This window comes from Algoriphagus chordae (assembly GCF_003254055.1).
GTDB classification, from domain to species: Bacteria; Bacteroidota; Bacteroidia; order Cytophagales; family Cyclobacteriaceae; genus Algoriphagus; species Algoriphagus chordae.
This window is the reverse complement of record NZ_QKZT01000012.1, coordinates 135070-155735: the sequence shown is the minus strand read 5'-3', so window position 1 is coordinate 155735 and position 20666 is coordinate 135070. Positions and strand designations below refer to the sequence as shown.

Sequence of the window (20666 nt, the reverse complement as noted above, 5' to 3'; positions counted from 1 at the left end):
CATCCGGCAACGGACACCGGTCATCGGACATCAAGATTTAGGCGGCCTAGCGCAGGGGTCCCACCTCTTCCCATCCCGAACAGAGAAGTTAAGCCCTGCAGCGCCGATGGTACTGGGGTTACACCCGGGAGAGTAGGTCGCCGCCTCATTTATTCAAAAGCCAGCTTTAACAGCTGGCTTTTTTGCGTTCAAGCCTTTCTTATTCACTCAGCACGACAGCCGGGAGAGCAGCCACCGATAGGAATCGGGAGCCGCCTCATTTATTCAAAGCCGGTTGGTTCATTCATTCCATAGGGCTTTTTGGTTTTAGAGACTTTTTGAAATTCTACCCATCACCCGGTAGAGCAGCCACCGATAGGAATCGGGAGCCAAAACATAGATTCAAGCTGGTTGGTTAATTCTAATGGGCTTTTTTGGTTTTAGACAGTTTGTTTGCTTATCACCCCCAATCGAGTAGCTCAGGATAGCGATCGGCGGTTCTCTCGTTTTTCCAAATGCGTTTGTGTTCTGGCCGGATTTTATATTTATGCTTTTTCAATACTATTTGATTTTACACTTTTCATTTTTAGAATATTGTTGCAGTTTTGCATCAAAGCCAAATTTGAATGTCCATTCTATTTAAAGGTCTCCGTATTGTTAATCCTGAAGGTTTACAACAGCCTAAGGATTACATTTTTGATAAAGGGGAATTCACAGTTATTACTAACAGCAATTCATCGCAAATTGATAAAGAAATCAACGCAACCGGGTGGCTATTATCAGCTGGCTGGGTAGATCTTCGATGTGGCATGGGAGAACCAGGTCATGAATACAAGGAGTCCATTGAGAGTCTTGCTGAGTCCTTAGTGGCTAGTGGGTTTTCCACTGCCGTGATTCTGCCAAATACGGAACCAGTAATCCAATCTAAAGGAGATGTTGATTTTGTAGTTAATCGAGCAAAACGATATACTCCAGAGTTTTTAATCCAGGGAGCGGTTACGAAGAATACTGATGGGGAGGATCTCACTGAAATTTTGGATATGCATCATCAATCTGGCGTGTCTGTTTTCGGAGAAGGTATAAAGCCTCTAGCAAATGGAGATCGTTACATGAAAATCCTTCAGTATCTCCAGAAGTTTAATGGAGTGCTCTTTGATCATGCCTATGATCCTTTATTGGCGATATTTGGGCATATGCATGAAGGTGAAAACTCTACGATGCTAGGTGTAAAAGGAATTCCAAATCTTGCTGAGGATGTTGCAATCCAGCGGAATTTGGAAATTATACGCTACGCTGGAGGGCGAGTACATTTCCAAACTATCAACACAGCAAAAGGTGTTGCACTAATTCGGCAGGCAAAAGCTGAGGGGCTCAATGTGACGGCTGATGTATCTATTTATCAATTATTATTCTCCGATGGAGATTTGATGGATTTTGAGCCTAATCTTAAAGTCTTACCACCTTTCAGAGGAGATTCTGACAGAGACGCGTTGATAGAGGGCTTAAAAGATGGAACAATTGATGCTTTAGTAAGTAATCATCAGCCAGAAGATCGTGATGCTAAGTTTATGGAGTTTGACTTGGCTAATTTCGGTATGGCTGGCTTGCAGACATTCCTTCCTGCTATGGTTTTACTAGAAAAGGAATTAGGATGGAGCCTTTTACTTGAAAAAATCACTTCTGGTCCTAAGGCCATTTTGCCACATACCTTAAGTAAGTCATGGACAATTTTTGATCCAGCAGCAGAATGGATTTATGATGAGAAATCAAATAAATCACTTTCTTCCAATTCACCTTGGTTTGGGAATGAGTTGAAAGGGCAGGTGAAGTATGTGATTCAAAAGGAGCAATTAATAGAAGTGAATGTATAGGTACTTTAATTCATCATACAAGTTTGGTAGCATCGCAGGAGCCTTAAGTATTATCGCATTTATCACACTTTCGTTTTTGTACCCAGACCCAACCAATCTAAATCTGGTTTTTGGTTATGTGATTACTCCCGTCGCGATATTTCTTGCAATCAAATTTTTCAAAGAATATGGCAATAGTGGATATTTGTCTTTTGCTGAAGGTATGTCAGTAGGTTTTGTAGCTTACATGCTCGAGTCCATTATTTCTTTAGGAGGGATATGGCTTGTTTTGCTGATTCATCCAGATCTATTTGAACAAATTAAGCTTTCAAAACTTGATGTCCTGGCAAGCAGCAAGGATTCTATCGTCTCTCAAGTAGGCGGGGATTCTTTTGATTTGACGTTAGAAAGTATCAAAAATATGATTCCCTTTGACATTGCATTGAATGATGCGCTCTGGAAAATAATCCCAGGTCTGTTTTTTACTATTATTATATCTATTATTTTAAGGAAAAATCCTAACTAACAAATTTATGGAAGAGCAACAATCTCCTTTTCAGGCGGCAATTAAACCTGGACTCACGATCGGATTAGTGTCTTTAGCACTTACTTTTATTGCCTATTTTATCGATTCTAGTTTGCTTGGTTCAGCTTGGTTTGGACTAGTGGCTATAGTGCTGTTCTTTGTATTGATCATCTATTTTGGAAAGCAATATAGATCTGAACTAGGTGGCTTCATGACTTTTGGAACCGCTTTCAATTTCAGCTTTGTTACAATGGTTATTTCTGGCTTAGTAGGCGTGATAGGTCAATTGTTGCTGTTCCATGTCGTTGACCCCGCATTACCAGGGGTTTTGGCAGATCAGGCCTTTGAGACGCAATTGTCCTTTATGGAAAAAATTGGGCAAGACCCAGATGCCTTAGACCCCGCTATGCTTGAAGAAATGAGAGCTAGTTCTTCTAAAGGCTTTACTTTATCTGGTCAGCTTATGGGATTTGGTTTTAGCTTGATTGTATATGCGATAATTGCCTTAATTTTGGGGGCAATCCTAAAGAAGAGAGACAAGTCTCTCGATTATTAAAATATGCCTCAAATTTCAGTTGTAGTTCCTGTATTTAACGAAGAGGAGTCACTGCCTGAATTAACGCAATGGATTAGCCGGGTCATGCTTGATCACGGCTTTTCTTATGAGTTGGTTTTTGTGAATGACGGAAGCTCTGACAATTCCTGGGAAATCATTAGCTCCCTTTCTCGTGACTATAGTCAAGTGAAAGGAATCAATTTTACCAGAAACTACGGGAAGTCGGCTGCACTGGATGCAGGCTTCAAAAAAGTGTCTGGTGATGTGGTAATCACTATGGATGCAGACCTTCAGGATAGCCCAGAAGAAATCCCTAGTTTATATGTGATGATCACTGAAGGGAAGTTTGATGTGGTGTCTGGCTGGAAAAAAGAGCGACATGACCCGATAGGTAAGACTATCCCTTCCAGATTTTTCAATGGAGTGACGCGCTGGATTTCCGGAATCAAACTGCATGACTTTAACTGTGGTTTGAAGGCTTATCGACTAAAAGTCGTAAAGAATATTCAGATCTATGGTGAGATGCACCGATACATCCCTTTGCTTGCCAAGTGGAATGGATTTGGTAAAATAGGAGAGAAAGTAGTGCAGCATCAAGCTAGAAAATACGGTTATTCCAAGTTTGGGATAGAGCGGTTTTTGAATGGTTTTCTAGATTTGATTTCGGTGTCTTTTGTGCATCGGTACAAGAAGAAGCCTATGCACTTTTTCGGTCTACTGGGAAGCTTTTCCTTCCTGACAGGTTTTATTATCACCTGCTGGTTGATTTTTGAAAAAGTATATGGCCTAAGTAAAGGGCTTAAGGTAAGAGAGATTACTGATCAGCCACTATTCTTTTTGGCTTTAGTGGCTTTGATTATCGGCGTGCAGTTATTTGTTACAGGATTCATTGCAGAATTGATGACTTCTAATCAGTCCAAAGAGACCGAATACAAAATTGATGAAGAGGTAAACTTTCATTTCTGATGAAGTTTTCGGTAATCATACCGGTTTTTGATCGGCCTGAGGAGTTAGGCGAATTACTTCAAAGTCTTACAACACAGCGTTTCACGGATTTTGAGGTCGTAGTGATCGAGGATGGTTCCACTCTTGATTCGTCTTCTGTAGTAGAAGAATTTAGGGACAAATTCCCGATTCAATATTTGGTGCAATCCAACACTGGCCAAGGATTCGCCAGAAATAATGGAATGAAAATCGCCCAAGCAGATTTTTTTGTTATTCTGGATTCGGATGTGATTTTGCCGCAAGACTATTTGCTAAGGCTGTCAGATGCTATTGAAAGTAGAAATCTTGATGCTTTTGGAGGGCCAGATGCTTCAGACAAAGATTTCTCGTCTATGCAAAAAGCGATGGATTTTGCAATGACCTCCTTTTGGACTACAGGGGGGATTCGTGGAAAAATGAAGGATCCCTCAAAATATCAAGCCCGTGGTTTCAATATGGGAGTGTCTCGTTCTGTTTTTGAAATTACTGGCGGCTTTGTAGACCCAAATCAGGGGGAGGATATTGAGTGGAGTATTCGAATAAAGAAGGCTGGATTCAAGCTTGAATTGGTGCAGGAGGCATTTGTGTACCACAAACGTAAAAACACGCTTAGCTCATTTGCCAAGCAAGCCTTTTCCTTTGGCAGGAATAGAGTAAATGTATCAAGATATCATCCAGGCGCGATCAAGCTGGTTCATTGGCTACCAACAGCTTTTTTGCTATTCAGCCTATCAATTCCCTTATTCTATTTCCTCAGTCATCCCTTATTCCAACTCAGTATGGGTGTTTTTTTGATCTGGACATTGGGGGTGATTCTTTCATCTTCCATTCAGAATAATTCAGCTAAAGTGGGGTTCTTAAGTTGGATTACATCAGTTGCTCAGCTTTGGTCCTATGGTCTTGGATTGCCTTTGGAGCTTTTAAGGAAAAACATCAAGAGTTAATTTCCTTTGCTGCAGACGAAAATTACTTCTTCGGAAGGAAGTGCGTTTTGCTTGACTGTTTCAGCGGATATTTCCTTTACAAAAGTATTTTCTTCGATTTGTAATCCTGATTTTCTCAAACGCTCTGCATAGTCTTTTCCAAACTTGCGCACATGATCTCTCTGGCCGAACATGCGTTCTCGCTCTGCAGGGTCAGTGATATTCTTGTCCTCTAGGGTCTTTTTGATAGGGTAAACCGGCGATTGGAGTATTCCCCATCCGTTTGGCTTCAGTACACGATTGAACTCCGCACAGGCTCTTAAGTCATCTTCCACATGTTCTAGTACATGGTTGCAAAAGACGACGTCGAAGCTATTTTCTGGGAAAGGTATATCGTGAACATCCATTTTCACTTTAGCAAGCGGGGATTCTATATCTGCAGTGATATAGTCCAAATTTTTTAACCCTTCAAAACGCTCAATGAAACAATGTTCTGGCGCCACATGCAGTACACGAAGTGGAGCGGTGAAAAAATCAGTTTTTTCTTGTAGAAAAAGCCACATCAAGCGATGCCGCTCCAGTGAAAGGCAATTTGGACAAAGGGCATTGGCTCTGGCGATGCGTCCGTATGGAAGGAATTTTTTATAACTGTGATCGCATACTGGGCAAGTGACGTCCTTGCCAGAATTCATCTGAGCAAATATTTTCATCACTAAGGGACTTACACGCTGCAACAAGGATCTTGGAACGTAGCGAATGACAAAACTAATAATGGACTTCATGGTTGATTTGAATCAGGGTGCAAGTTACTCAAAGGGGCAAAAAGACTGTAATTAAAGTGAATGTTTTACCTTTTTTAGATTTTTTAGGAATTCAGGTGCAATAAGTATCTTGTTTGTGAGGAATCAATCAGTATTTTAGTTGATAGGAATGGTTTTTCTTATTTAATTCAAAAAAATGCCTTTATGAAGATCAGAAGATTACTTTTTTTCAAGTCTTTTTTAGTCCTATTTACTCTTGCCTCTACATTTCAATTTGCGCAAGCCCAAGATACGCCCACCTTCACTTTAAAAGAACTAGTGCAACATGCTAAGGATAATTCTCCCTATGCTCTTCGAATTAAAACTATACGAGAGAATAGCTACTGGCAATACAGGTTGTTTAAGTCAAATTATAATCCTCAGTTACGTCTGAACGGTACAATTCCTCAATATTATCAGGAATATAATAACATTACACAGCCTGATGGCTCCATTGAATTTATTGAAGTGAAGCAAAATTTGATGGATTTGGGCTTGAGTTTGGAGCAGGTGATAGGAGCTACAGGAGGGACTGTTTCTGTCAATACTTCTACTAATAGGTTTGATAATTTCCTTTCAAATCCGAGTGAACCACAGACACGTTATTCTGGTGTGCCAATTAGTGTGGCCTTACAGCAGCCAATATTTGCTTATAATAGATTTAAATGGGATAAAAAGATTGAGCCATTATTGTATGAAGAGAGCAAGCGTGAATATGTGGCTGAGATGGAAGGCGTCTCGGTCTATGTGACTGAATTGTATTTTGATTATTTGATTGCACAGGTTAATTCGGAGATAGCCACTACCAACCTTAAGAATACGGAAGATATTTTTTCGATAGAAAGGAAAAGAAATGAAATGGGAGTAACTCCTGAGGATGAGCTATTGCAAATAGAATTGCAAGTGCTGAATGCCCAGCAGGACAAGGCCGAGGCACAACTTGCTCTAGAAAGCGCATCATTTGCAATGAATTCCTTTATAGGCCTCAATCAGTCTTCTGAGTTAAATCTAATTTCTCCTATTGATATCCCGGATTTTGATGTGAATGTGGAAAGGGCAATTGAGCTCGCGTTTCAAAATAGAGCGGAGGCCATTGGGTTTGACCGACAAAAAACGGTAGCTGAATCTCAGGTAGCCCAAGCAAAAGGAGATCGATTTCAAGTTCTGCTAAATGCTAGGTATGGATATAATAATGCCGCGCTTACTTTTCCTGATATTTATCAAAATCCCAACACTCAGGCACTTGTCAGCCTTGGACTTTCTGTCCCAATATTAGACTGGGGTAGAAATAAGGCTAGAATGTCTATGGCAATGGCTAATCAGGAGCTTGTTGACAATACAGTAGCTCAGGAGCTGATCAATTTTCAGCAAGAAATTTTCACTAAGGTGAAAAACTTTTTGATGATCAAGGAGAGATTGAATGTTAGTAAGGTGTCGGATGATGTTGCGCAGCGCAGATACGATATTGCCCTTAGGAGGTATCAGACGGGGAATGTAACTATAACCAATCTCAATATTGCTCAAAATGAAAAAGACTCTAATAAAAGAGCCTTTTACACATCCTTAAGGGATTTTTGGTTAGCATACTATGAGTTAAGAGCACTCACCTTGTATGATTTCGAAAATGAGGTATTGCTATATACACCAGAAACTAATTAAGAATCTTATGAATTCTCAGCTATATATTTTTTGAGCTTGTCCATCTTTTTCTCCAGCTTTTCAATTGATTTGGATTGTTTGTCCATTTTCTTAGTCATCTTTTCCACGTCATTTGGAGAAAGTTTGCCGGAGGAGTTTTTCTTCTCAAAATCAGCTCTTAGATCTTGCCGTTTTTCAATAGCTTTCTCGTGATCCTGTTCATATTTTTCGAGTTTAACTTTAGAATCCAATAATTTTTCTTGAGTTTTCAGTTCGGCTTTAGTGGCCGTTGTTACTGTTTGTGCTATTACTTGCGACGAGGATAGATACATCATTCCCCCTAATAGCATGAATACGAAGATCAGTTTTTTCATAATTTATAGGGATATATTCTATGAATATACAAAATTTTATTACTGAGTCCAGTTATTGATTTTGGTCCACATCTTTATTAGTTGAATCACCTTTAGGTAAGCGGCTTGCTTTTTTTAGCGCTTCACGGATGATCCATTCTACTTGGCCATTGGTACTACGAAACTCATCTGCTGCCCATTTTTCGAGCGCTTTCATCATGTTCTCATCCAGTCGTAGTGCAAATGCTTTCTTTTTAGGCATAATTATTCCTCCATCCAGTTTTCCATGAAGATTGTTAGCTCTTTAGACTTCATGGTTCCTATCATTATTTTTTTCTTATCACCCACATCCAGAAGAAGTCCCTCATCTCCCAGTACGGAATAGGCTTTGGTTGTTTTATTGCCTTTAAATCCCCAACCGCCATAATCTGTGATCGGACTGTACTTGATTACCTCAGCGGTTTTTATTGCTTGTTTTGGGTACTGTCGCCATTTTCGAATGAAGGGTAGATATCTGAAGGAGACGCTATTGCCATCGATTCTCGTTTCCAGTTTCAAATTGAAGATGAGCGTTAGGATCAAGACCATCGTACCAAGTACAAGCCCTAGTGCTATGGCCATTTCTTGCTTATCATCAGAAGTGGCATATAATACGATCAATAGGATCAGTATGGGCATCTCCACCAGGATGATAGCATACATCACCCAGGTACCGAAATAAGTTTGGCTTTCTTTGAATATCCTATTAGCCATAGCTATTGATTTAATGTGCCGACGTTCAGCACTGGGCTAGCACTCTTGTCGGAGCATAGTACTACCATTAGATTAGAGACCATGACGGCTTTTTTTTCATTGTCAAAATCTACAATTTCTTTAAGCTTAAGGTCTGCTAAAGCCATCTCGACCATCCCAACAGCTCCTTCTACAATCTTCTGTCGCGCAGCTACAATGGCTGTTGCTTGCTGTCTTTGGAGCATAGCCGATGCTATTTCTGAGGAATAGGCCAGATGTGATATCCTCGCTTCGATCACTTTGATTCCAGCGTGATATAGTCGGTCTGAGATTTCTTTTTCCAACGAATGATTGACTTCTTCTACCCCCGATCTCAAGGTGATTTCTGCCTCTTCCGCCTCGAAATTATCATAAGGATATAGTCCTGCCATTTTACGAATCGCGGCGTCAGATTGTAGATGTACAAAGTTTTCATAATCATCCACATCGAATGTGGCCTTAAAGGTGTCCTCTACTTGCCAGACGACGATAGTGCCGATCATTACAGGATTACCGATTTTGTCATTCACCTTCACTGGTTTGTTTTCAAAGTTCCTCACTCGAAGTGATATTTTCTTCTTTGTCATAAAGGGATTGACCCAGTAAAAGCCATTAGCTTTCACGCTTCCTTTGTATTTGCCAAAAAGTAGCAGAACCATAGATTTGTTTGGTTCTACGATGAAGAACCCACCAAGACAGATCAAAGCTGTCACTACGGATATAATGCCGACTACTATCATGATTTGCTGAATGAAAAGTGCTACCGCAAAAATGATAAGTCCAAGAACGAACAGGATCATGAAATACCCTGACATAGGTTTAGTTGTCTTTTCCATATTATTATGATGTTAAAATGATATCATATTGAATTACGGTAAAATTTGATTAAAGTTCAAATTTTCACAAAAAAAATACCCCAAGAGTGTCGGGGTATCTGATTAACTGTGTTTTTTGGTTACTTCTTCGTAAAGAGAGAATCTACAAATTCCTTTCGATTGAAAATCTGTAAGTCGGTCATTTTTTCCCCTACGCCTATGTATTTGACAGGGATTTTGAATTGATCTGAAATACCGATTACTACTCCGCCTTTGGCTGTGCCATCAAGTTTGGTAATGGCTAGAGCTGTGATCTCAGTTACTTTCGTGAATTCCTTGGCTTGGATAAATGCATTTTGTCCAGTGGAACCATCTAGCACAAGTAGGATTTCGTGAGGAGCATCTGGGATAAATTTCTGCATTACGCGTTTGATTTTTCCGAGCTCATTCATGAGGTTGACTTTCGTATGAAGTCGTCCAGCGGTATCGATGATGACCACGTCGGCATTTGTGTCCACTCCTTGTTTTACTGCATCGAATGCTACGGAAGCAGGATCTGTGTTCATGCCATGAGAAACTACAGGTACTCCAACTCTTTCGCCCCATAGAATCAATTGATCCACAGCTGCAGCTCTAAATGTATCTGCTGCGCCTAGAATTACAGATTTCCCAGCCGATTGGAAAAGATTTGCAAGTTTTCCGATGGTGGTAGTTTTACCTACTCCATTTACACCAACCACCATGATCACGTAAGGCTTTTTGCCTTCAGGGAGATCAAAATCTAGCAGATCTTGTGAGTTGTTTTCCTTGAGAAGGTTTTCGATTTCTTCCTTTAGAATTATATCTAGCTCTGCTGTATTGACATATTTGTCTCTGGCTACTCGCTCTTCTATTCTTTGGATTACCTTGATAGTGGTATCCACACCTACATCTGAGGTGATTAGTATTTCTTCCAATTCATCCAAAACCTCATCGTCCACTTTGGACTTGCCAACAACGGCCTTACTGAGTTTTGTGAATATATTTTCGCTTGATTTCTGAAGGCCCTGGTCGAGGCTTTCTTTCTTATCTTTTGAAAAGAAACCAAAGATTCCCATACTTATGCGTTTTAAAAGTGGAATATAACGAAAAAGTCCCTGCTGACCGATGGACAGAGGGACTAGAATTCCTTATGTTGCGAATGGCAACTTATTTTTTCAAGGTTTCCTGTACCAGTGGGGAAGGAACCATTTCTTCTCTGAAGGTGTAAGCGCCAGTCTTCTCAGATCTTACCGCTTTGATCACTTTGGCGTAAGATACGCCACCTTCTTTTTTAAGGGTTGCTACTACTTTCTTAGCCATATTCTTGTCGTTTTAACGGAATTGCTTCCGAGCTAAATTACTTAATTTCTTTATGAACAGTTACTTTCTTCATGATTGGGTTGAATTTTTTCAATTCCAATCTCTCAGTAGTATTTTTTCTATTCTTGGTAGTGATGTATCTTGAAGTACCTGGCAAGCCAGAAGCTTTATGCTCCGTGCATTCCATAATCACTTGTACTCTATTGCCTTTCTTAGCCATCTTTGTATTGATTTTAAGGTCGTGACCTTGATTATCTGATTACAATCATCCCGTTATCCTGCGCTTCTTTCAAAACTGCAGTGATACCTTTCTTATTGATTGTCTTCAATGCCTTAGTACAAACTTTCAATGTGATCCATGCATCTTCTTCTGGAACGTAGAACGTCTTCTTGTGAAGATTAGGGTAGAACCTACGCTTAGTTTTGTTGTTTGCATGGGAGACGTTGTTACCTACTCGAGGTCTTTTTCCGGTAATGTCACAAACTTTTGCCATGGTAATGTATAGTAAATTGTATCCGTTTCTGTAATGAGTCTGCAAATATCGGAACTTTTCGGGGATATGCAACAATGCATTTCAAAAATATTCCCTTTTATCTCAGGGTTTTGCGTAGGGGCAGTGTTTACAGCCATTCCCGCAGCAATAACCACGTTTTAGATGATATTTTTCTGTAAAAACCATCAGTCCTTGTTCGTTGAAATAAAAGTCTTCCGAACTTATTGCTGCTGTTGGGAGAGGCTTCTTGCTGTCTTTCATGGTTAGGGTAATGGCATTTGCTATATTTGAACTTGACGAGTCCTTATTATATAGTACACAAAATTACGAAAAACATGCAGACTATCACTTCGAGTAAGCAAGCAATAGAATTAGAAGATAAATACGGCGCACATAATTATCATCCATTACCTGTGGTGCTGGCGAAAGGCGAAGGAGTTTTTCTCTGGGATGTAGAAGGTAAGCGATATTATGATTTTTTGTCAGCCTACTCTGCCGTGAACCAAGGGCATTGCCACCCGCGAATCAAGGATGCTTTAATAGAGCAGGCGAGTACCTTGACTTTGACTTCCAGGGCTTTTCATAATGACGTGTTGGGTCCATTCGAGAAATATATCTCAGACTATTTCGGTTTTGACAAAGTGCTTCCGATGAACACTGGAGCCGAAGGAGTGGAGACTGCTATTAAAATTGCTAGGAAGTGGGGCTACGAAAGAAAGGGAGTTGATGAAAATCGTGCTAAGATCGTAGTCGCAGAAAACAACTTTCATGGCAGGACTACGACAATCATCTCGTTCTCTAACGATGAAAATGCCCGTAAGAATTTTGGGCCCTATACCGCCGGGTTTGTGAAGATTCCTTACGATGATATATGTGCGCTAAAAGCAGTCTTGGATGATCCAGACGTGGTGGCATTCTTAGTAGAGCCAATTCAAGGTGAAGCTGGTGTATATGTACCAGGACCAGATTATCTAAAGGATGCGAAAGCTGCCTGCGAGGAAAAGAATGTGTTATTCATAGCAGATGAGATCCAAACTGGAATCGCTCGAACAGGGAAATTACTTGCTGTAGATCATGAAAATGTACGTCCTGATATTCTGATTTTAGGGAAAGCAGTTTCAGGAGGGTTCTATCCGGTGTCACTTGTTCTGGCAGATGATGCAGTGATGAATGTAATCAAGCCAGGTCAGCACGGTTCTACTTTTGGGGGGAATCCACTTGGAGCTCGGGTAGCAATGACAGCTTTGGAGGTAGTGAAAGATGAGAAATTGGCTGAAAACGCTGAGAAGCTTGGTGAGCTATTTAGGCTAAGAATGCAAAATCTGGTGGAGAAATCAGATCTCGTGAAGCTTGTTAGAGGAAAAGGATTGCTAAATGCAGTCGTGATCAATGATTCTGAAGAAAGCAGTACAGCTTGGGATATTTGTGTGGCTCTGAAAGATAATGGTCTTTTGGCAAAGCCAACTCATGGTAATATTATACGTTTTGCGCCTCCTCTTGTGATGACCGAAGAGCAGATCCATGAGTGCTGTGATATTATAGAGAAGACAATAGCTGCTTTTGAAAAGTAAAGGGCAGTATCTGTTTGTCTGAATTAACCCTCCCGCGTTTTTGGAACTTGGGAGGGTTTTTTATTGTCTTATGCTTAATTTTGCAACTATAAAATACTAATCCAACACATGTTAAAAGCTGTCATTTTTGATATGGATGGGGTGATTTGTCATACCAATCCATTTCATTCCATTGCCTTCCAGCAATTTTTTGCAAAGCGAGATCTCAATCCCTCTGAAGCGGAATACGCGGAGCATATGTATGGGAAAAATAACGGGTACATTCTGAGTCATTTTCTAGGAAGGAAGATAGCAGGCGAGGAATTGGCCTTGCTTGAAGACGAAAAGGAAGGGCTTTTCAGAGAGATTTATAAATCTGAAGTAAATCCAATTGCAGGGTTTATGGAGTTCTTTACGCAGTTAAAATCAGCAGATTTACTTACTGCTGTAGCTACTTCCGCGCCTCAGGCAAATCTAGATTTGATCATCGGTACGCTTGGGATAGGAGGGCAGATGCAGTCACAACTTGCATCCGAAGATGTATCGAAGCATAAGCCGGATCCAGAAGTTTATTTAAAGTCCGCAGCAAATCTTGATGTGAAACCTGAAAACTGCTTGGTTTTTGAAGATTCCTTCTCAGGAGCAAGTGCAGGAATCAATGCGGGAATGAAGGTGGTTGGAGTGCTTTCCAGCCATACAATTGAGGAATTACCAAAGTGCGACCTATATATAGACGATTATAAGAACTTAGATCTTGTCCAGATTCAACAACTTTTCAATTAAATCATGCTAAGAAGGCCTAGAAGAAATCGAAAATCCGAAGCGGTACGAAACCTTGTAGAAGAGACTAGTCTCTCTGTCAAGGACCTGATATTTCCAATGTTTCTAGTGGATGGAGCAAAGAAGAAGGTGGCTATTGATTCCATGCCTGGGATTTATAGATACTCCATAGATACTATGCTTCGAGAAATTGAATCTTGTATGAAGTTGGGGATTCAGGCATTTGATGTGTTTCCAGCTTATCCAGATAGTTTGAAAGATACAATTGCTTCAGAAAGCTATAATCCTGAGACCTTTTACTTGAAGGCGCTACGCGAAATCAAAAAGGAGTTCCCTGAGCTTTGTTTGATGTCTGATGTTGCAATGGATCCATACAGTAGCGATGGGCACGATGGATTGGTGAAAGATGGGAAGATATTGAATGATGAGACCCTGGAGATTTTGGCAAGGATGTCATTAGCTCAGGCGGATGCAGGTGTGGATATCATAGGTCCGTCAGATATGATGGATGGTCGAGTGGGCTATATCCGTGAGTTGCTGGATGAAAGTGGGTTTACTGACACATCTATCATGTCTTATACAGCAAAGTATGCCAGTGCATTTTATGGGCCTTTCAGAGATGCGCTGGATTCAGCACCTAAGTTTGGTGACAAAAAGACCTATCAGATGAATCCTGCTAATTCTCAGGAGGCATTGGTAGAAGGAGATTTGGATACAGAAGAAGGAGCGGATTTTTTGATGGTTAAGCCAGCGCTGTCATACCTCGACATTATTAAGCTGTTAAATGATAATTTCCCTTTGCCAATTGCGGCTTATAATGTTTCGGGAGAATACAGTATGATAAAGGCGTCAGCAGAAAAAGGTTGGATTGATAATGACCGGGCTATGCTCGAGGTCTTACTGAGTATTAAGCGAGCAGGGGCTAAGGTGATTCTCACCTATTTTGCCAAAGAATATGCAAGTCTGCTCCGATAAGGGGCTTGGATTTGAATTTAATTAGTTAAGCCGGGTTTATCCGGCTTTTTTTATGTCTATAGATTATTTTTTGGTCATTATTGTTCTGATTATTGTCAAGTTTCTAAAAGTTGGTTGAAAAAATATTCTAATTTTTTGAAATTTATGGTTTTCGTAAAATCGTGGCTTTTTTTAAAAAACCTGTTTTTTCTATTTTTTACAAATATTATATCAATTACGAGGTGATTTTTTTGATGATGTTCTGAATGGGTGGTTCGGTAAGCGGTTTTATGAAATTTTATAGAGCTATTCCAAATATTATTTTTTATTAAGTATAGTTTTAATTTTATCTGATTTTTGAAGGGTTTTTGAAAAAATGGCAAAAAATGGTCTAAAAATCATTCTAAAAACTACTTTTTAGTGCCAAAACTGTAATAATAGATTTATTTTAATGTCAATATTATAATTACATTGTGGAAAATATTGAAGTGTCAAACCTATTGTAAATTCTGTAAAACCTTTAAAAACCAGATTTAATCTATGAAGTATTTCGTTCCCCTATTGGCTCAAGACATACCAGCTACAATGGATCTCTCAGCTGAGATTTCTCAGAATCTCTTTACCACAAACAATGTTTGGATGATGCTCTCCACAGCCTTGGTGTTTATTATGCACTTAGGCTTTGCAGGAGTAGAAGCTGGATTTGGCCAAGCCAAAAACACAGTGAATATCTTATTCAAGAATACGATTACTCCTATTCTTGGCATTTTGTCCTATGCCTTTGTTGGCTTTTTCCTGATGTATCCAGGTTTTGAAACTCCAGGCTGGTTGAATTTTGATTTTGCCGGCTGGAATATGTTTTGGTTTTCACCTGCAGATGCTGACGTGACTGTGGGCTATGCAGATGGAGGATACACCTATTGGACTGATTTTCTTTTTCAGGCCATGTTTGCAGCGACTGCAGCTACCATTGTTTCTGGTGCTATTGCTGAACGTGTGAAATTGTGGGCTTACTTAGTTTTTACCTTACTATATGTAGGCATCGTTTACCCAATCATTGGAAGCTGGAAATGGGGTGGAGGTGCTCTGGATGCAATGGGATTCTATGATTTTGCAGGAAGTACCTTGGTGCATTCAGTAGGAGGATGGGGAGCTTTAGCGGGAGTGATTTTGGTAGGTCCAAGGATTGGTAAATATGTAAATGGTAAGACAGTGGATAAGCCGGGATCAAGTGTGCCGCTTGCTGTAATCGGTGTCTTCTTGCTTTGGTTAGGCTGGTTTGGTTTCAATGGAGGCTCGGTGCTATCGGCAGATCCAGCCATCGTATCCTTTGTTTTAGTTACTACTAGTCTTGCTGCCTGTGCAGGTGGGATAGGCGGGTTTCTCGCTGGAAATATAGTTTTCAAGCGCCTTGATCTCGGCATGATTCTCAATGGCATCCTTGCAGGACTTGTTGGTATCACGGCAGGGGCAGATGTTATTAATCCTGCATCAGCAGTCTTGGTAGGTTTTGTCGCAGGGATATTAGTTGTGTATTCAGCTGTATTACTAGATAAGCTTAAGCTTGATGACGTGGTGGGTGCAGTATCTGTCCACTTGACTTGTGGTGTATGGGGTACTTTGGCTGTAGGTATTTTTTCCACCAACCCTGAGCATACTTTCTTAACTCAATTGACGGGTGTTGCGATCTGCGGCATCGCTGCCTTCTCTGCTGCTTTCCTCATTTTCTTTCTCTTGAAAAAGACCATGGGAATTCGTGTGTCTGAAGAACATGAGCGTAGTGGCTTGGATTCACACGAACATGGGATCCGTGGATATACCATTGTTTACGACGAATAGTCAAGCAAAAAGCTGCCGAAGAATGAGCTGATCTTATGCTTCGGCAGTGCTTAATCTTATCAAACTATTTTCAAACCTATACCTATTAAAAACATGAAAAAATTTCAACTACTTATATTAGTCTTTTTCCTCTATGCGGCTACAGATACTTTTGCTCAAGAGGTTATTATCATAGAAGAAGAGGAAGAACCGTCCAAATTAACCTTCTCTGGTTCAGTGGATGCTTATTTCCGTACGAACTTCAATGGGCCAAACAAGGGAGATGATTTCCAAGCTCCTGCTACTTCGTTTGGAAATCTGCCGGGATTCTCACTAGGTATGGCAAATATCATAGCAACCTACCAAGGTGAAAAAGTTGGAGCTGTCGCAGATTTAGTATTTGGGCCAAGAGGTGAAGATGCTGTATTTGGATCTCCACTATATGCTGGTGGAATGGCAGGTAGTTCACAAATGGTAAACCAGTTGTTCGTGTACTGGAATGTGTCGGATGTGGTGACCTTGACCATGGGTAATTTCAACACATTCTTAGGTTATGAAGTGATCTCCCCAACAGGAAACTTCAACTATTCTACTTCTTACATGTTTTCCTATGGACCGTTTTCTCACACAGGTCTGAAGGCTGATTTTGCCCTTACTGACAAATGGTCCTTAATGGCTGCCGTGATGAACCCTACAGATATGACAGAATTCAACTTGGCTGGCACGTATACTTTAGGTGCTCAATTGGGTTATTCAACTGACGCGGCAAGTACTTACCTGAACTTCGTATATGGAGATCAGGATGGAAAGTTGGACATGGAAAATAGTTCATTAGTGCCAGGCCAAACTTCTATGGGAAATACTTTTCAGGTGGATTTGACAGCTGGTTTCAACTTGACTGAAGCTTTGTATCTGGGTGTAAATACCACTTATAATACTACGTCTGCTGGTGAAATGTACAATGGGTCTTCAGTGAATGATTCTGATGGAGACGGCGCGGGCTTCTATGGTTTTGCGGGGTATCTTCAGGCTACTGCCTCTGAGAAAATTTCTTTTGGTCTTCGAGGAGAATATTTTTCTGTTTTCAACAACGGACTTGATGGCGTGGTTGGATTGGATGATAATGGCGATGGTAATGTGTTTGCTTTGACTCTTTCAGGAAATGCCAGAGTTCACAAAAACCTTACGTTGATTCCTGAATTAAGATTAGATTCAATGGGGCAAGACTACTTTATTAATAATGATATGAATCCAAGCAAGAGCTTATCCTCATTTATGTTGGCGGCGGTGTTTGCATTCTAAAAATAAACAGGGTCTATTGTTAATTGTTAAAGCCGAGATGAATTTCATCTCGGTTTTCTCATTTATTAGGCTTTTTGGTCTAAAAGTAGTTTGTTTTGAAATCGTTTTCCATCAAAATTACTGTGTTTCATTTGATTTTAGGTTTATTTTTAAACCATAAAAAACAAGTTTATTGAAAATTTGTAAAATATAATTTTATCATTTGTCAAAAAATATATAGAAAGTACTGAATTTGCGTAACCTTTTTCATCAAACAAAGTATAGTTTATTAACAGTCAATTAAAACTATATGTGTTATGAAAAGATCGGTATTATTACTCGCAATTATGATGGTATCGGCAGTGGGATTTTCACAATCTACCTTGAAAGGTCCAAAAGCTAAGAATGCAACTCCAACTGAAAGAGTAGCTCATGCCTCAGCGCTGAAATTCTACTCAGTACCTACTGAGGTAAAAGGTCCAGAAGCTAAAAATCAAAAGGTTTGGACGAAATCAGAAATCAGTACAAAAACTGTTTATATACGAGAGGAAAAGGATTTGCCTAAAGGGCCAAAAGCTAAGAATAAAAAAGTTTGGGAGGATTAATCTTATCCTTAAGGAAGATTCAATTAATAATAGATATGATTACAAGAAAAGCTCGGAATGTTCCGAGCTTTTACTTTTTTATAAATCCTGTTCTCTTTCGAGCATCAATATCGCTGACTGTGAGACGATGTAATATTTTTCTCCTTCATAGACTACTTCATGAGCTCCAGAAAGTATGAAAATTGCCAGATCTCCTTCTCTAGCTTGAAGAGGTACATACTTTACTTTTTCTTCTGTATCCATCCATGGCTCATGATCATCGGCAGCTACTGGGATAGGATATCCTGGTCCTACTTTGATGATATAGCCCTGCTGGACTTTTTCCTTCTCCTGAACTCCCGGAGGTAAGTATAAGCCTGAACCAGTCTTTTCATTCGGTTTTTTCAAGCGTATAAGAACGCGATCACCGACTACGATAATTTTCTTCAGTTTATTGTCAGAGGTCAATTGCATGGCTATATATTTCTAGAGATTAGGTGAAAATGTGCCAAGAGTTAGGCTTAAATGATGGTACTCTTGAGTTTAACTAAAAAAAGCACCTGCTTTTACACAGGTGCCGTTTTGAATTGTATAGCTAATGTTGCTATTATTTTTTCTCTTCTTCGCTTACTTCTTCGTAATCGACATCAGATACTCCGTCACCAGCATCAGCAGAACCTGTATCAGCATTAGGCTCAGCACCAGGTGCACCTTCGGCTCCGGCTGCGTTGTACATTTCTGTAGAAGCTGCTTCCCAAGCTTTATTCAATCCTTCCATAGCAGAATCAATTCCTTCTATGTTTTGAGATTGATGTGCTGCTTTCAGAGTTTCTAGTGCTCCAGAGATTGCAGTTTTGTTGCCTTCGGAAAGTTTATCTCCGTATTCAGTCAACTGCTTCTCAGTTTGGAATACTAAACTGTCAGCTTGATTCAATTTGTCAATTTTCTCTTTTTCAGCTTTATCAGTGGCTGCATTTGCTTCAGCTTCTGATTTCATTCTGTCGATTTCTTCCTGAGAAAGTCCTGAAGAAGCTTCGATCTTGATCTTCTGCTCTTTACCAGTTCCTTTGTCCTTAGCAGATACATTTAGGATACCGTTAGCATCGATGTCGAAAGTTACTTCGATCTGAGGAACTCCTCTTTGTGCTGGTGGAATGTCAGAAAGCTGGAATCTACCGATGCTTCTGTTATCCTTTGCCATTGGGCGCTCACCTTGCAACACGTGGATGTCCACCGCAGGCTGATTGTCCGAAGCTGTAGAGAATGTTTCAGATTTCTTAGTAGGGATTGTAGTGTTAGATTCGATCAATTTGGTCAATACTCCACCCATTGTTTCGATACCTAGAGAAAGTGGCGTTACATCCAAAAGAAGCACGTCTTTCACTTCACCTGTCAATACTCCACCTTGGATCGCAGCACCAATTGCTACTACCTCATCAGGGTTTACACCTTTAGAAGGCTTTTTGCCGAAGAACTTCTCAACTTCTTCCTGGATTTTAGGGATTCTAGTAGAACCACCTACCAAGATTACCTCGTCGATATCAGAAGGGCTCATACCTGCATCAGCCAGAGCTTTCTTACAAGGCTCCATAGATCTTCTTACTAGATCTTCAGAAAGTTGCTCGAATTTCGCACGGCTCAATGTTCTCACCAAGTGCTTAGGACCTGTTTGAGTTGCAGTGATATATGGTAAATTGATTTCAGTTGAATTAGAGCTAGAAAGCTCAATTTTAGCTTTCTCAGAAGCTTCTTTCAATCTCTGAAGTGCCATTGGATCTTGTCTAAGATCGATTTGCTCTTCAGATTTGAATTCTTCAGCCAACCAGTTCATGATCACCTGATCAAAGTCATCACCACCTAAGTGTACATCACCATTGGTAGATTTTACTTCGAATACGCCATCACCAAGTTCTAGAACAGAGATATCAAATGTACCACCACCAAGGTCATACACTGCGATCTTCATGTCCTGATGCTTTTTGTCCATCCCGTAGGCCAAGGCAGCTGCTGTTGGTTCGTTGATGATACGCTTCACTTCAAGACCAGCGATCTGTCCAGCTTCTTTAGTAGCTTGACGCTCTGAGTCGTTGAAATAAGCAGGCACAGTAATAACTGCTTCAGTAACTGTCTGTCCCAAGAAATCCTCAGCAGTAGTCTTCATTTTCTGAAGGATCATTGCTGAAAGCTCCTGAGGAGTATATGATCTGTCCCCAATTTTCACAGCAATAGTGTCGTTAGGTCCTTTTTCTACTTTGTATGAAGCATGTTTTTTCTCTGCAGTAACCTCAGAGAATTTTTTGCCCATAAATCTTTTAACTGAAGAAATAGTGTTTTGCGGGTTGGTTATCGCTTGACGCTTAGCAGGATCACCTACTTTGCGCTCACCGTTTCCGTTGTCAAGGAAAGCCACAATAGAAGGTGTGGTTCTTCTTCCCTCACTGTTTTGAATGACTACAGGTTCGTTACCTTCCATCACTGCTACGCAAGAGTTGGTTGTTCCTAAGTCAATGCCTATGATTTTTCCCATGATTATATGTTTTTAAGTTATTTCAAATTGATTCTACTCCCTTTCTTCAATGGATGTGCCATCCAGTAATTCACAGACTTTTGTGTCACATTGGCAGAAAACTTGACATAGATAGGACCAAAGAACTACTGTATTGTCATTT

24 protein-coding genes and 1 rRNA gene are annotated in these 20666 nt (G+C 40.2%); 13 read left to right on the top strand and 12 right to left on the bottom strand.

Annotation, left to right across the window (positions count from 1 at the left end; genetic code table 11):
• The first annotated feature begins 37 nt into the window (after window positions 1-37).
• The 6 genes from rrf (at window position 38) to LV85_RS14230 (ending at window position 4839) form a co-directional block, all read left to right on the top strand.
• Window positions 38-149 (top strand): 5S ribosomal RNA (gene rrf / locus LV85_RS14255).
• A 456-nt stretch (window positions 150-605) separates the two neighbouring features.
• On the top strand, window positions 606-1850 hold the full coding sequence (locus LV85_RS14250) for a dihydroorotase (protein ID WP_111320568.1): 1245 nt from the start codon (window positions 606-608) through the stop codon (window positions 1848-1850).
• The gene (locus LV85_RS14245) at window positions 1843-2355 is read left to right on the top strand and encodes a DUF4199 domain-containing protein (RefSeq protein ID WP_111320566.1); all 513 of its coding nucleotides are present in this window, start codon (window positions 1843-1845) and stop codon (window positions 2353-2355) included. The genes LV85_RS14250 and LV85_RS14245 overlap by 8 nt, the downstream gene beginning before the upstream one ends.
• Before the next feature lie 7 nt (window positions 2356-2362).
• Window positions 2363-2911 (top strand): DUF4199 domain-containing protein, encoded by a 549-nt coding sequence (locus tag LV85_RS14240; RefSeq protein WP_111320564.1) that lies wholly within the window; start codon window positions 2363-2365, stop codon window positions 2909-2911.
• A 3-nt stretch (window positions 2912-2914) separates the two neighbouring features.
• A complete protein-coding gene (locus tag LV85_RS14235) occupies window positions 2915-3877 on the top strand; it encodes a glycosyltransferase family 2 protein (protein ID WP_111320562.1) in 963 nt (320 codons plus the stop codon).
• Window positions 3877-4839: a glycosyltransferase gene (locus LV85_RS14230; protein WP_111320560.1), complete on the top strand. Its 963-nt coding sequence runs from the start codon at window positions 3877-3879 to the stop codon at window positions 4837-4839. Before LV85_RS14235 ends, LV85_RS14230 begins: the two co-directional genes overlap by 1 nt.
• Here LV85_RS14230 and LV85_RS14225 read toward each other — a convergent pair.
• Entirely contained in the window at window positions 4836-5600 is a 765-nt protein-coding gene (locus tag LV85_RS14225; protein WP_111320558.1) for a class I SAM-dependent methyltransferase, read from the bottom strand. The genes LV85_RS14230 and LV85_RS14225 overlap by 4 nt on opposite strands.
• 183 nt (window positions 5601-5783) lie before the next feature.
• Here LV85_RS14225 and LV85_RS14220 point away from each other — a divergent pair, with 183 nt between their 5' ends.
• The gene (locus tag LV85_RS14220) at window positions 5784-7277 is read left to right on the top strand and encodes a TolC family protein (protein WP_111320556.1); all 1494 of its coding nucleotides are present in this window, start codon (window positions 5784-5786) and stop codon (window positions 7275-7277) included.
• 5 nt (window positions 7278-7282) lie between these two features.
• Here LV85_RS14220 and LV85_RS14215 read toward each other — a convergent pair whose 3' ends face one another.
• The 9 genes from LV85_RS14215 to LV85_RS22080 form a co-directional block, all read right to left on the bottom strand.
• Window positions 7283-7630 carry a hypothetical protein gene (locus LV85_RS14215; RefSeq protein WP_111320554.1) on the bottom strand — a complete coding sequence of 116 codons (348 nt, stop codon included), beginning with the start codon at window positions 7628-7630 and terminating at the stop codon, window positions 7283-7285.
• A gap of 52 nt (window positions 7631-7682) precedes the next feature.
• Window positions 7683-7871, bottom strand: coding sequence for an Arc family DNA-binding protein (locus LV85_RS14210; protein ID WP_111320552.1), 189 nt, complete (start codon window positions 7869-7871; stop codon window positions 7683-7685).
• Between the two features lie 2 nt (window positions 7872-7873).
• Window positions 7874-8362 (bottom strand): hypothetical protein, encoded by a 489-nt coding sequence (locus tag LV85_RS14205; protein ID WP_111320550.1) that lies wholly within the window; start codon window positions 8360-8362, stop codon window positions 7874-7876.
• Between the two features lie 2 nt (window positions 8363-8364).
• Complete coding sequence (locus tag LV85_RS14200) at window positions 8365-9216, bottom strand: SPFH domain-containing protein (RefSeq protein ID WP_111320548.1); 852 nt, start codon at window positions 9214-9216, stop codon at window positions 8365-8367.
• 119 nt (window positions 9217-9335) lie between these two features.
• A complete protein-coding gene (gene ftsY / locus LV85_RS14195; protein ID WP_111320546.1) occupies window positions 9336-10292 on the bottom strand; it encodes a signal recognition particle-docking protein FtsY in 957 nt (318 codons plus the stop codon).
• Between the two features lie 91 nt (window positions 10293-10383).
• A complete protein-coding gene (locus LV85_RS14190; RefSeq protein WP_082632367.1) occupies window positions 10384-10536 on the bottom strand; it encodes a DUF4295 domain-containing protein in 153 nt (50 codons plus the stop codon).
• A gap of 37 nt (window positions 10537-10573) precedes the next feature.
• Window positions 10574-10756: a 50S ribosomal protein L33 gene (gene rpmG / locus LV85_RS14185; protein WP_057939355.1), complete on the bottom strand. Its 183-nt coding sequence runs from the start codon at window positions 10754-10756 to the stop codon at window positions 10574-10576.
• A gap of 31 nt (window positions 10757-10787) precedes the next feature.
• Complete coding sequence (gene rpmB / locus LV85_RS14180) at window positions 10788-11030, bottom strand: 50S ribosomal protein L28 (protein WP_057939354.1); 243 nt, start codon at window positions 11028-11030, stop codon at window positions 10788-10790.
• Between the two features lie 102 nt (window positions 11031-11132).
• A complete protein-coding gene (locus LV85_RS22080) occupies window positions 11133-11291 on the bottom strand; it encodes a DUF5522 domain-containing protein (protein ID WP_158531184.1) in 159 nt (52 codons plus the stop codon).
• Between the two features lie 74 nt (window positions 11292-11365).
• On the opposite strand from LV85_RS22080, the gene rocD reads away from it, so the two are divergent.
• From rocD to LV85_RS14145, 6 genes are all read left to right on the top strand, one after another.
• Window positions 11366-12601 (top strand): ornithine--oxo-acid transaminase, encoded by a 1236-nt coding sequence (gene rocD / locus LV85_RS14175; RefSeq protein WP_111320544.1) that lies wholly within the window; start codon window positions 11366-11368, stop codon window positions 12599-12601.
• 108 nt (window positions 12602-12709) lie between these two features.
• On the top strand, window positions 12710-13363 hold the full coding sequence (locus LV85_RS14170; protein WP_111320542.1) for an HAD family hydrolase: 654 nt from the start codon (window positions 12710-12712) through the stop codon (window positions 13361-13363).
• 3 nt (window positions 13364-13366) lie between these two features.
• Window positions 13367-14335, top strand: a complete 969-nt coding sequence (gene hemB / locus LV85_RS14165; protein ID WP_111320540.1) for a porphobilinogen synthase — start codon at window positions 13367-13369, stop codon at window positions 14333-14335.
• Between the two features lie 564 nt (window positions 14336-14899).
• On the top strand, window positions 14900-16153 hold the full coding sequence (locus LV85_RS14155) for an ammonium transporter (RefSeq protein WP_245942314.1): 1254 nt from the start codon (window positions 14900-14902) through the stop codon (window positions 16151-16153).
• A gap of 93 nt (window positions 16154-16246) precedes the next feature.
• Window positions 16247-17434 (top strand): porin, encoded by a 1188-nt coding sequence (locus tag LV85_RS14150; RefSeq protein WP_111320534.1) that lies wholly within the window; start codon window positions 16247-16249, stop codon window positions 17432-17434.
• Window positions 17435-17730: 296 nt separating this feature from the next.
• A complete protein-coding gene (locus LV85_RS14145; protein WP_111320532.1) occupies window positions 17731-18018 on the top strand; it encodes a hypothetical protein in 288 nt (95 codons plus the stop codon).
• Window positions 18019-18096: 78 nt separating this feature from the next.
• Here the strand turns inward: LV85_RS14145 and LV85_RS14140 are convergent, their stop codons facing one another.
• Window positions 18097-18471: a co-chaperone GroES gene (locus tag LV85_RS14140; RefSeq protein ID WP_111320530.1), complete on the bottom strand. Its 375-nt coding sequence runs from the start codon at window positions 18469-18471 to the stop codon at window positions 18097-18099.
• 133 nt (window positions 18472-18604) lie between these two features.
• Window positions 18605-20524: a molecular chaperone DnaK gene (gene dnaK / locus LV85_RS14135; RefSeq protein WP_111320528.1), complete on the bottom strand. Its 1920-nt coding sequence runs from the start codon at window positions 20522-20524 to the stop codon at window positions 18605-18607.
• Window positions 20525-20666 lie beyond the last annotated feature (142 nt).

Bases quoted from the DNA above. Each gene is read 5' to 3' on its own strand.
- LV85_RS14235 (WP_111320562.1), top strand. From the start codon at position 2,915: ATGCCTCAAATTTCAGTTGTAGTTCCTGTATTTAACGAAGAGGAGTCA.
- LV85_RS14170 (WP_111320542.1), top strand. From the start codon at position 12,710: ATGTTAAAAGCTGTCATTTTTGATATGGATGGGGTGATTTGTCATACC.
- LV85_RS14155 (WP_245942314.1), top strand. From the start codon at position 14,900: ATGGATCTCTCAGCTGAGATTTCTCAGAATCTCTTTACCACAAACAAT.
- hemB (WP_111320540.1), top strand. From the start codon at position 13,367: ATGCTAAGAAGGCCTAGAAGAAATCGAAAATCCGAAGCGGTACGAAAC.
- LV85_RS14205 (WP_111320550.1), bottom strand. From the start codon at position 8,362: ATGGCTAATAGGATATTCAAAGAAAGCCAAACTTATTTCGGTACCTGG.
- LV85_RS14210 (WP_111320552.1), bottom strand. From the start codon at position 7,871: ATGCCTAAAAAGAAAGCATTTGCACTACGACTGGATGAGAACATGATG.
- LV85_RS14250 (WP_111320568.1), top strand. From the start codon at position 606: ATGTCCATTCTATTTAAAGGTCTCCGTATTGTTAATCCTGAAGGTTTA.
- rpmG (WP_057939355.1), bottom strand. From the start codon at position 10,756: ATGGCTAAGAAAGGCAATAGAGTACAAGTGATTATGGAATGCACGGAG.
- rpmB (WP_057939354.1), bottom strand. From the start codon at position 11,030: ATGGCAAAAGTTTGTGACATTACCGGAAAAAGACCTCGAGTAGGTAAC.
- LV85_RS14215 (WP_111320554.1), bottom strand. From the start codon at position 7,630: ATGAAAAAACTGATCTTCGTATTCATGCTATTAGGGGGAATGATGTAT.
- LV85_RS14145 (WP_111320532.1), top strand. From the start codon at position 17,731: ATGAAAAGATCGGTATTATTACTCGCAATTATGATGGTATCGGCAGTG.
- LV85_RS22080 (WP_158531184.1), bottom strand. From the start codon at position 11,291: ATGAAAGACAGCAAGAAGCCTCTCCCAACAGCAGCAATAAGTTCGGAA.
- LV85_RS14140 (WP_111320530.1), bottom strand. From the start codon at position 18,471: ATGCAATTGACCTCTGACAATAAACTGAAGAAAATTATCGTAGTCGGT.
- LV85_RS14230 (WP_111320560.1), top strand. From the start codon at position 3,877: ATGAAGTTTTCGGTAATCATACCGGTTTTTGATCGGCCTGAGGAGTTA.
- LV85_RS14150 (WP_111320534.1), top strand. From the start codon at position 16,247: ATGAAAAAATTTCAACTACTTATATTAGTCTTTTTCCTCTATGCGGCT.
- LV85_RS14220 (WP_111320556.1), top strand. From the start codon at position 5,784: ATGAAGATCAGAAGATTACTTTTTTTCAAGTCTTTTTTAGTCCTATTT.
- LV85_RS14190 (WP_082632367.1), bottom strand. From the start codon at position 10,536: ATGGCTAAGAAAGTAGTAGCAACCCTTAAAAAAGAAGGTGGCGTATCT.
- rocD (WP_111320544.1), top strand. From the start codon at position 11,366: ATGCAGACTATCACTTCGAGTAAGCAAGCAATAGAATTAGAAGATAAA.
- dnaK (WP_111320528.1), bottom strand. From the start codon at position 20,524: ATGGGAAAAATCATAGGCATTGACTTAGGAACAACCAACTCTTGCGTA.
- ftsY (WP_111320546.1), bottom strand. From the start codon at position 10,292: ATGGGAATCTTTGGTTTCTTTTCAAAAGATAAGAAAGAAAGCCTCGAC.
- LV85_RS14200 (WP_111320548.1), bottom strand. From the start codon at position 9,216: ATGGAAAAGACAACTAAACCTATGTCAGGGTATTTCATGATCCTGTTC.
- LV85_RS14240 (WP_111320564.1), top strand. From the start codon at position 2,363: ATGGAAGAGCAACAATCTCCTTTTCAGGCGGCAATTAAACCTGGACTC.
- LV85_RS14225 (WP_111320558.1), bottom strand. From the start codon at position 5,600: ATGAAGTCCATTATTAGTTTTGTCATTCGCTACGTTCCAAGATCCTTG.
- LV85_RS14245 (WP_111320566.1), top strand. From the start codon at position 1,843: ATGTATAGGTACTTTAATTCATCATACAAGTTTGGTAGCATCGCAGGA.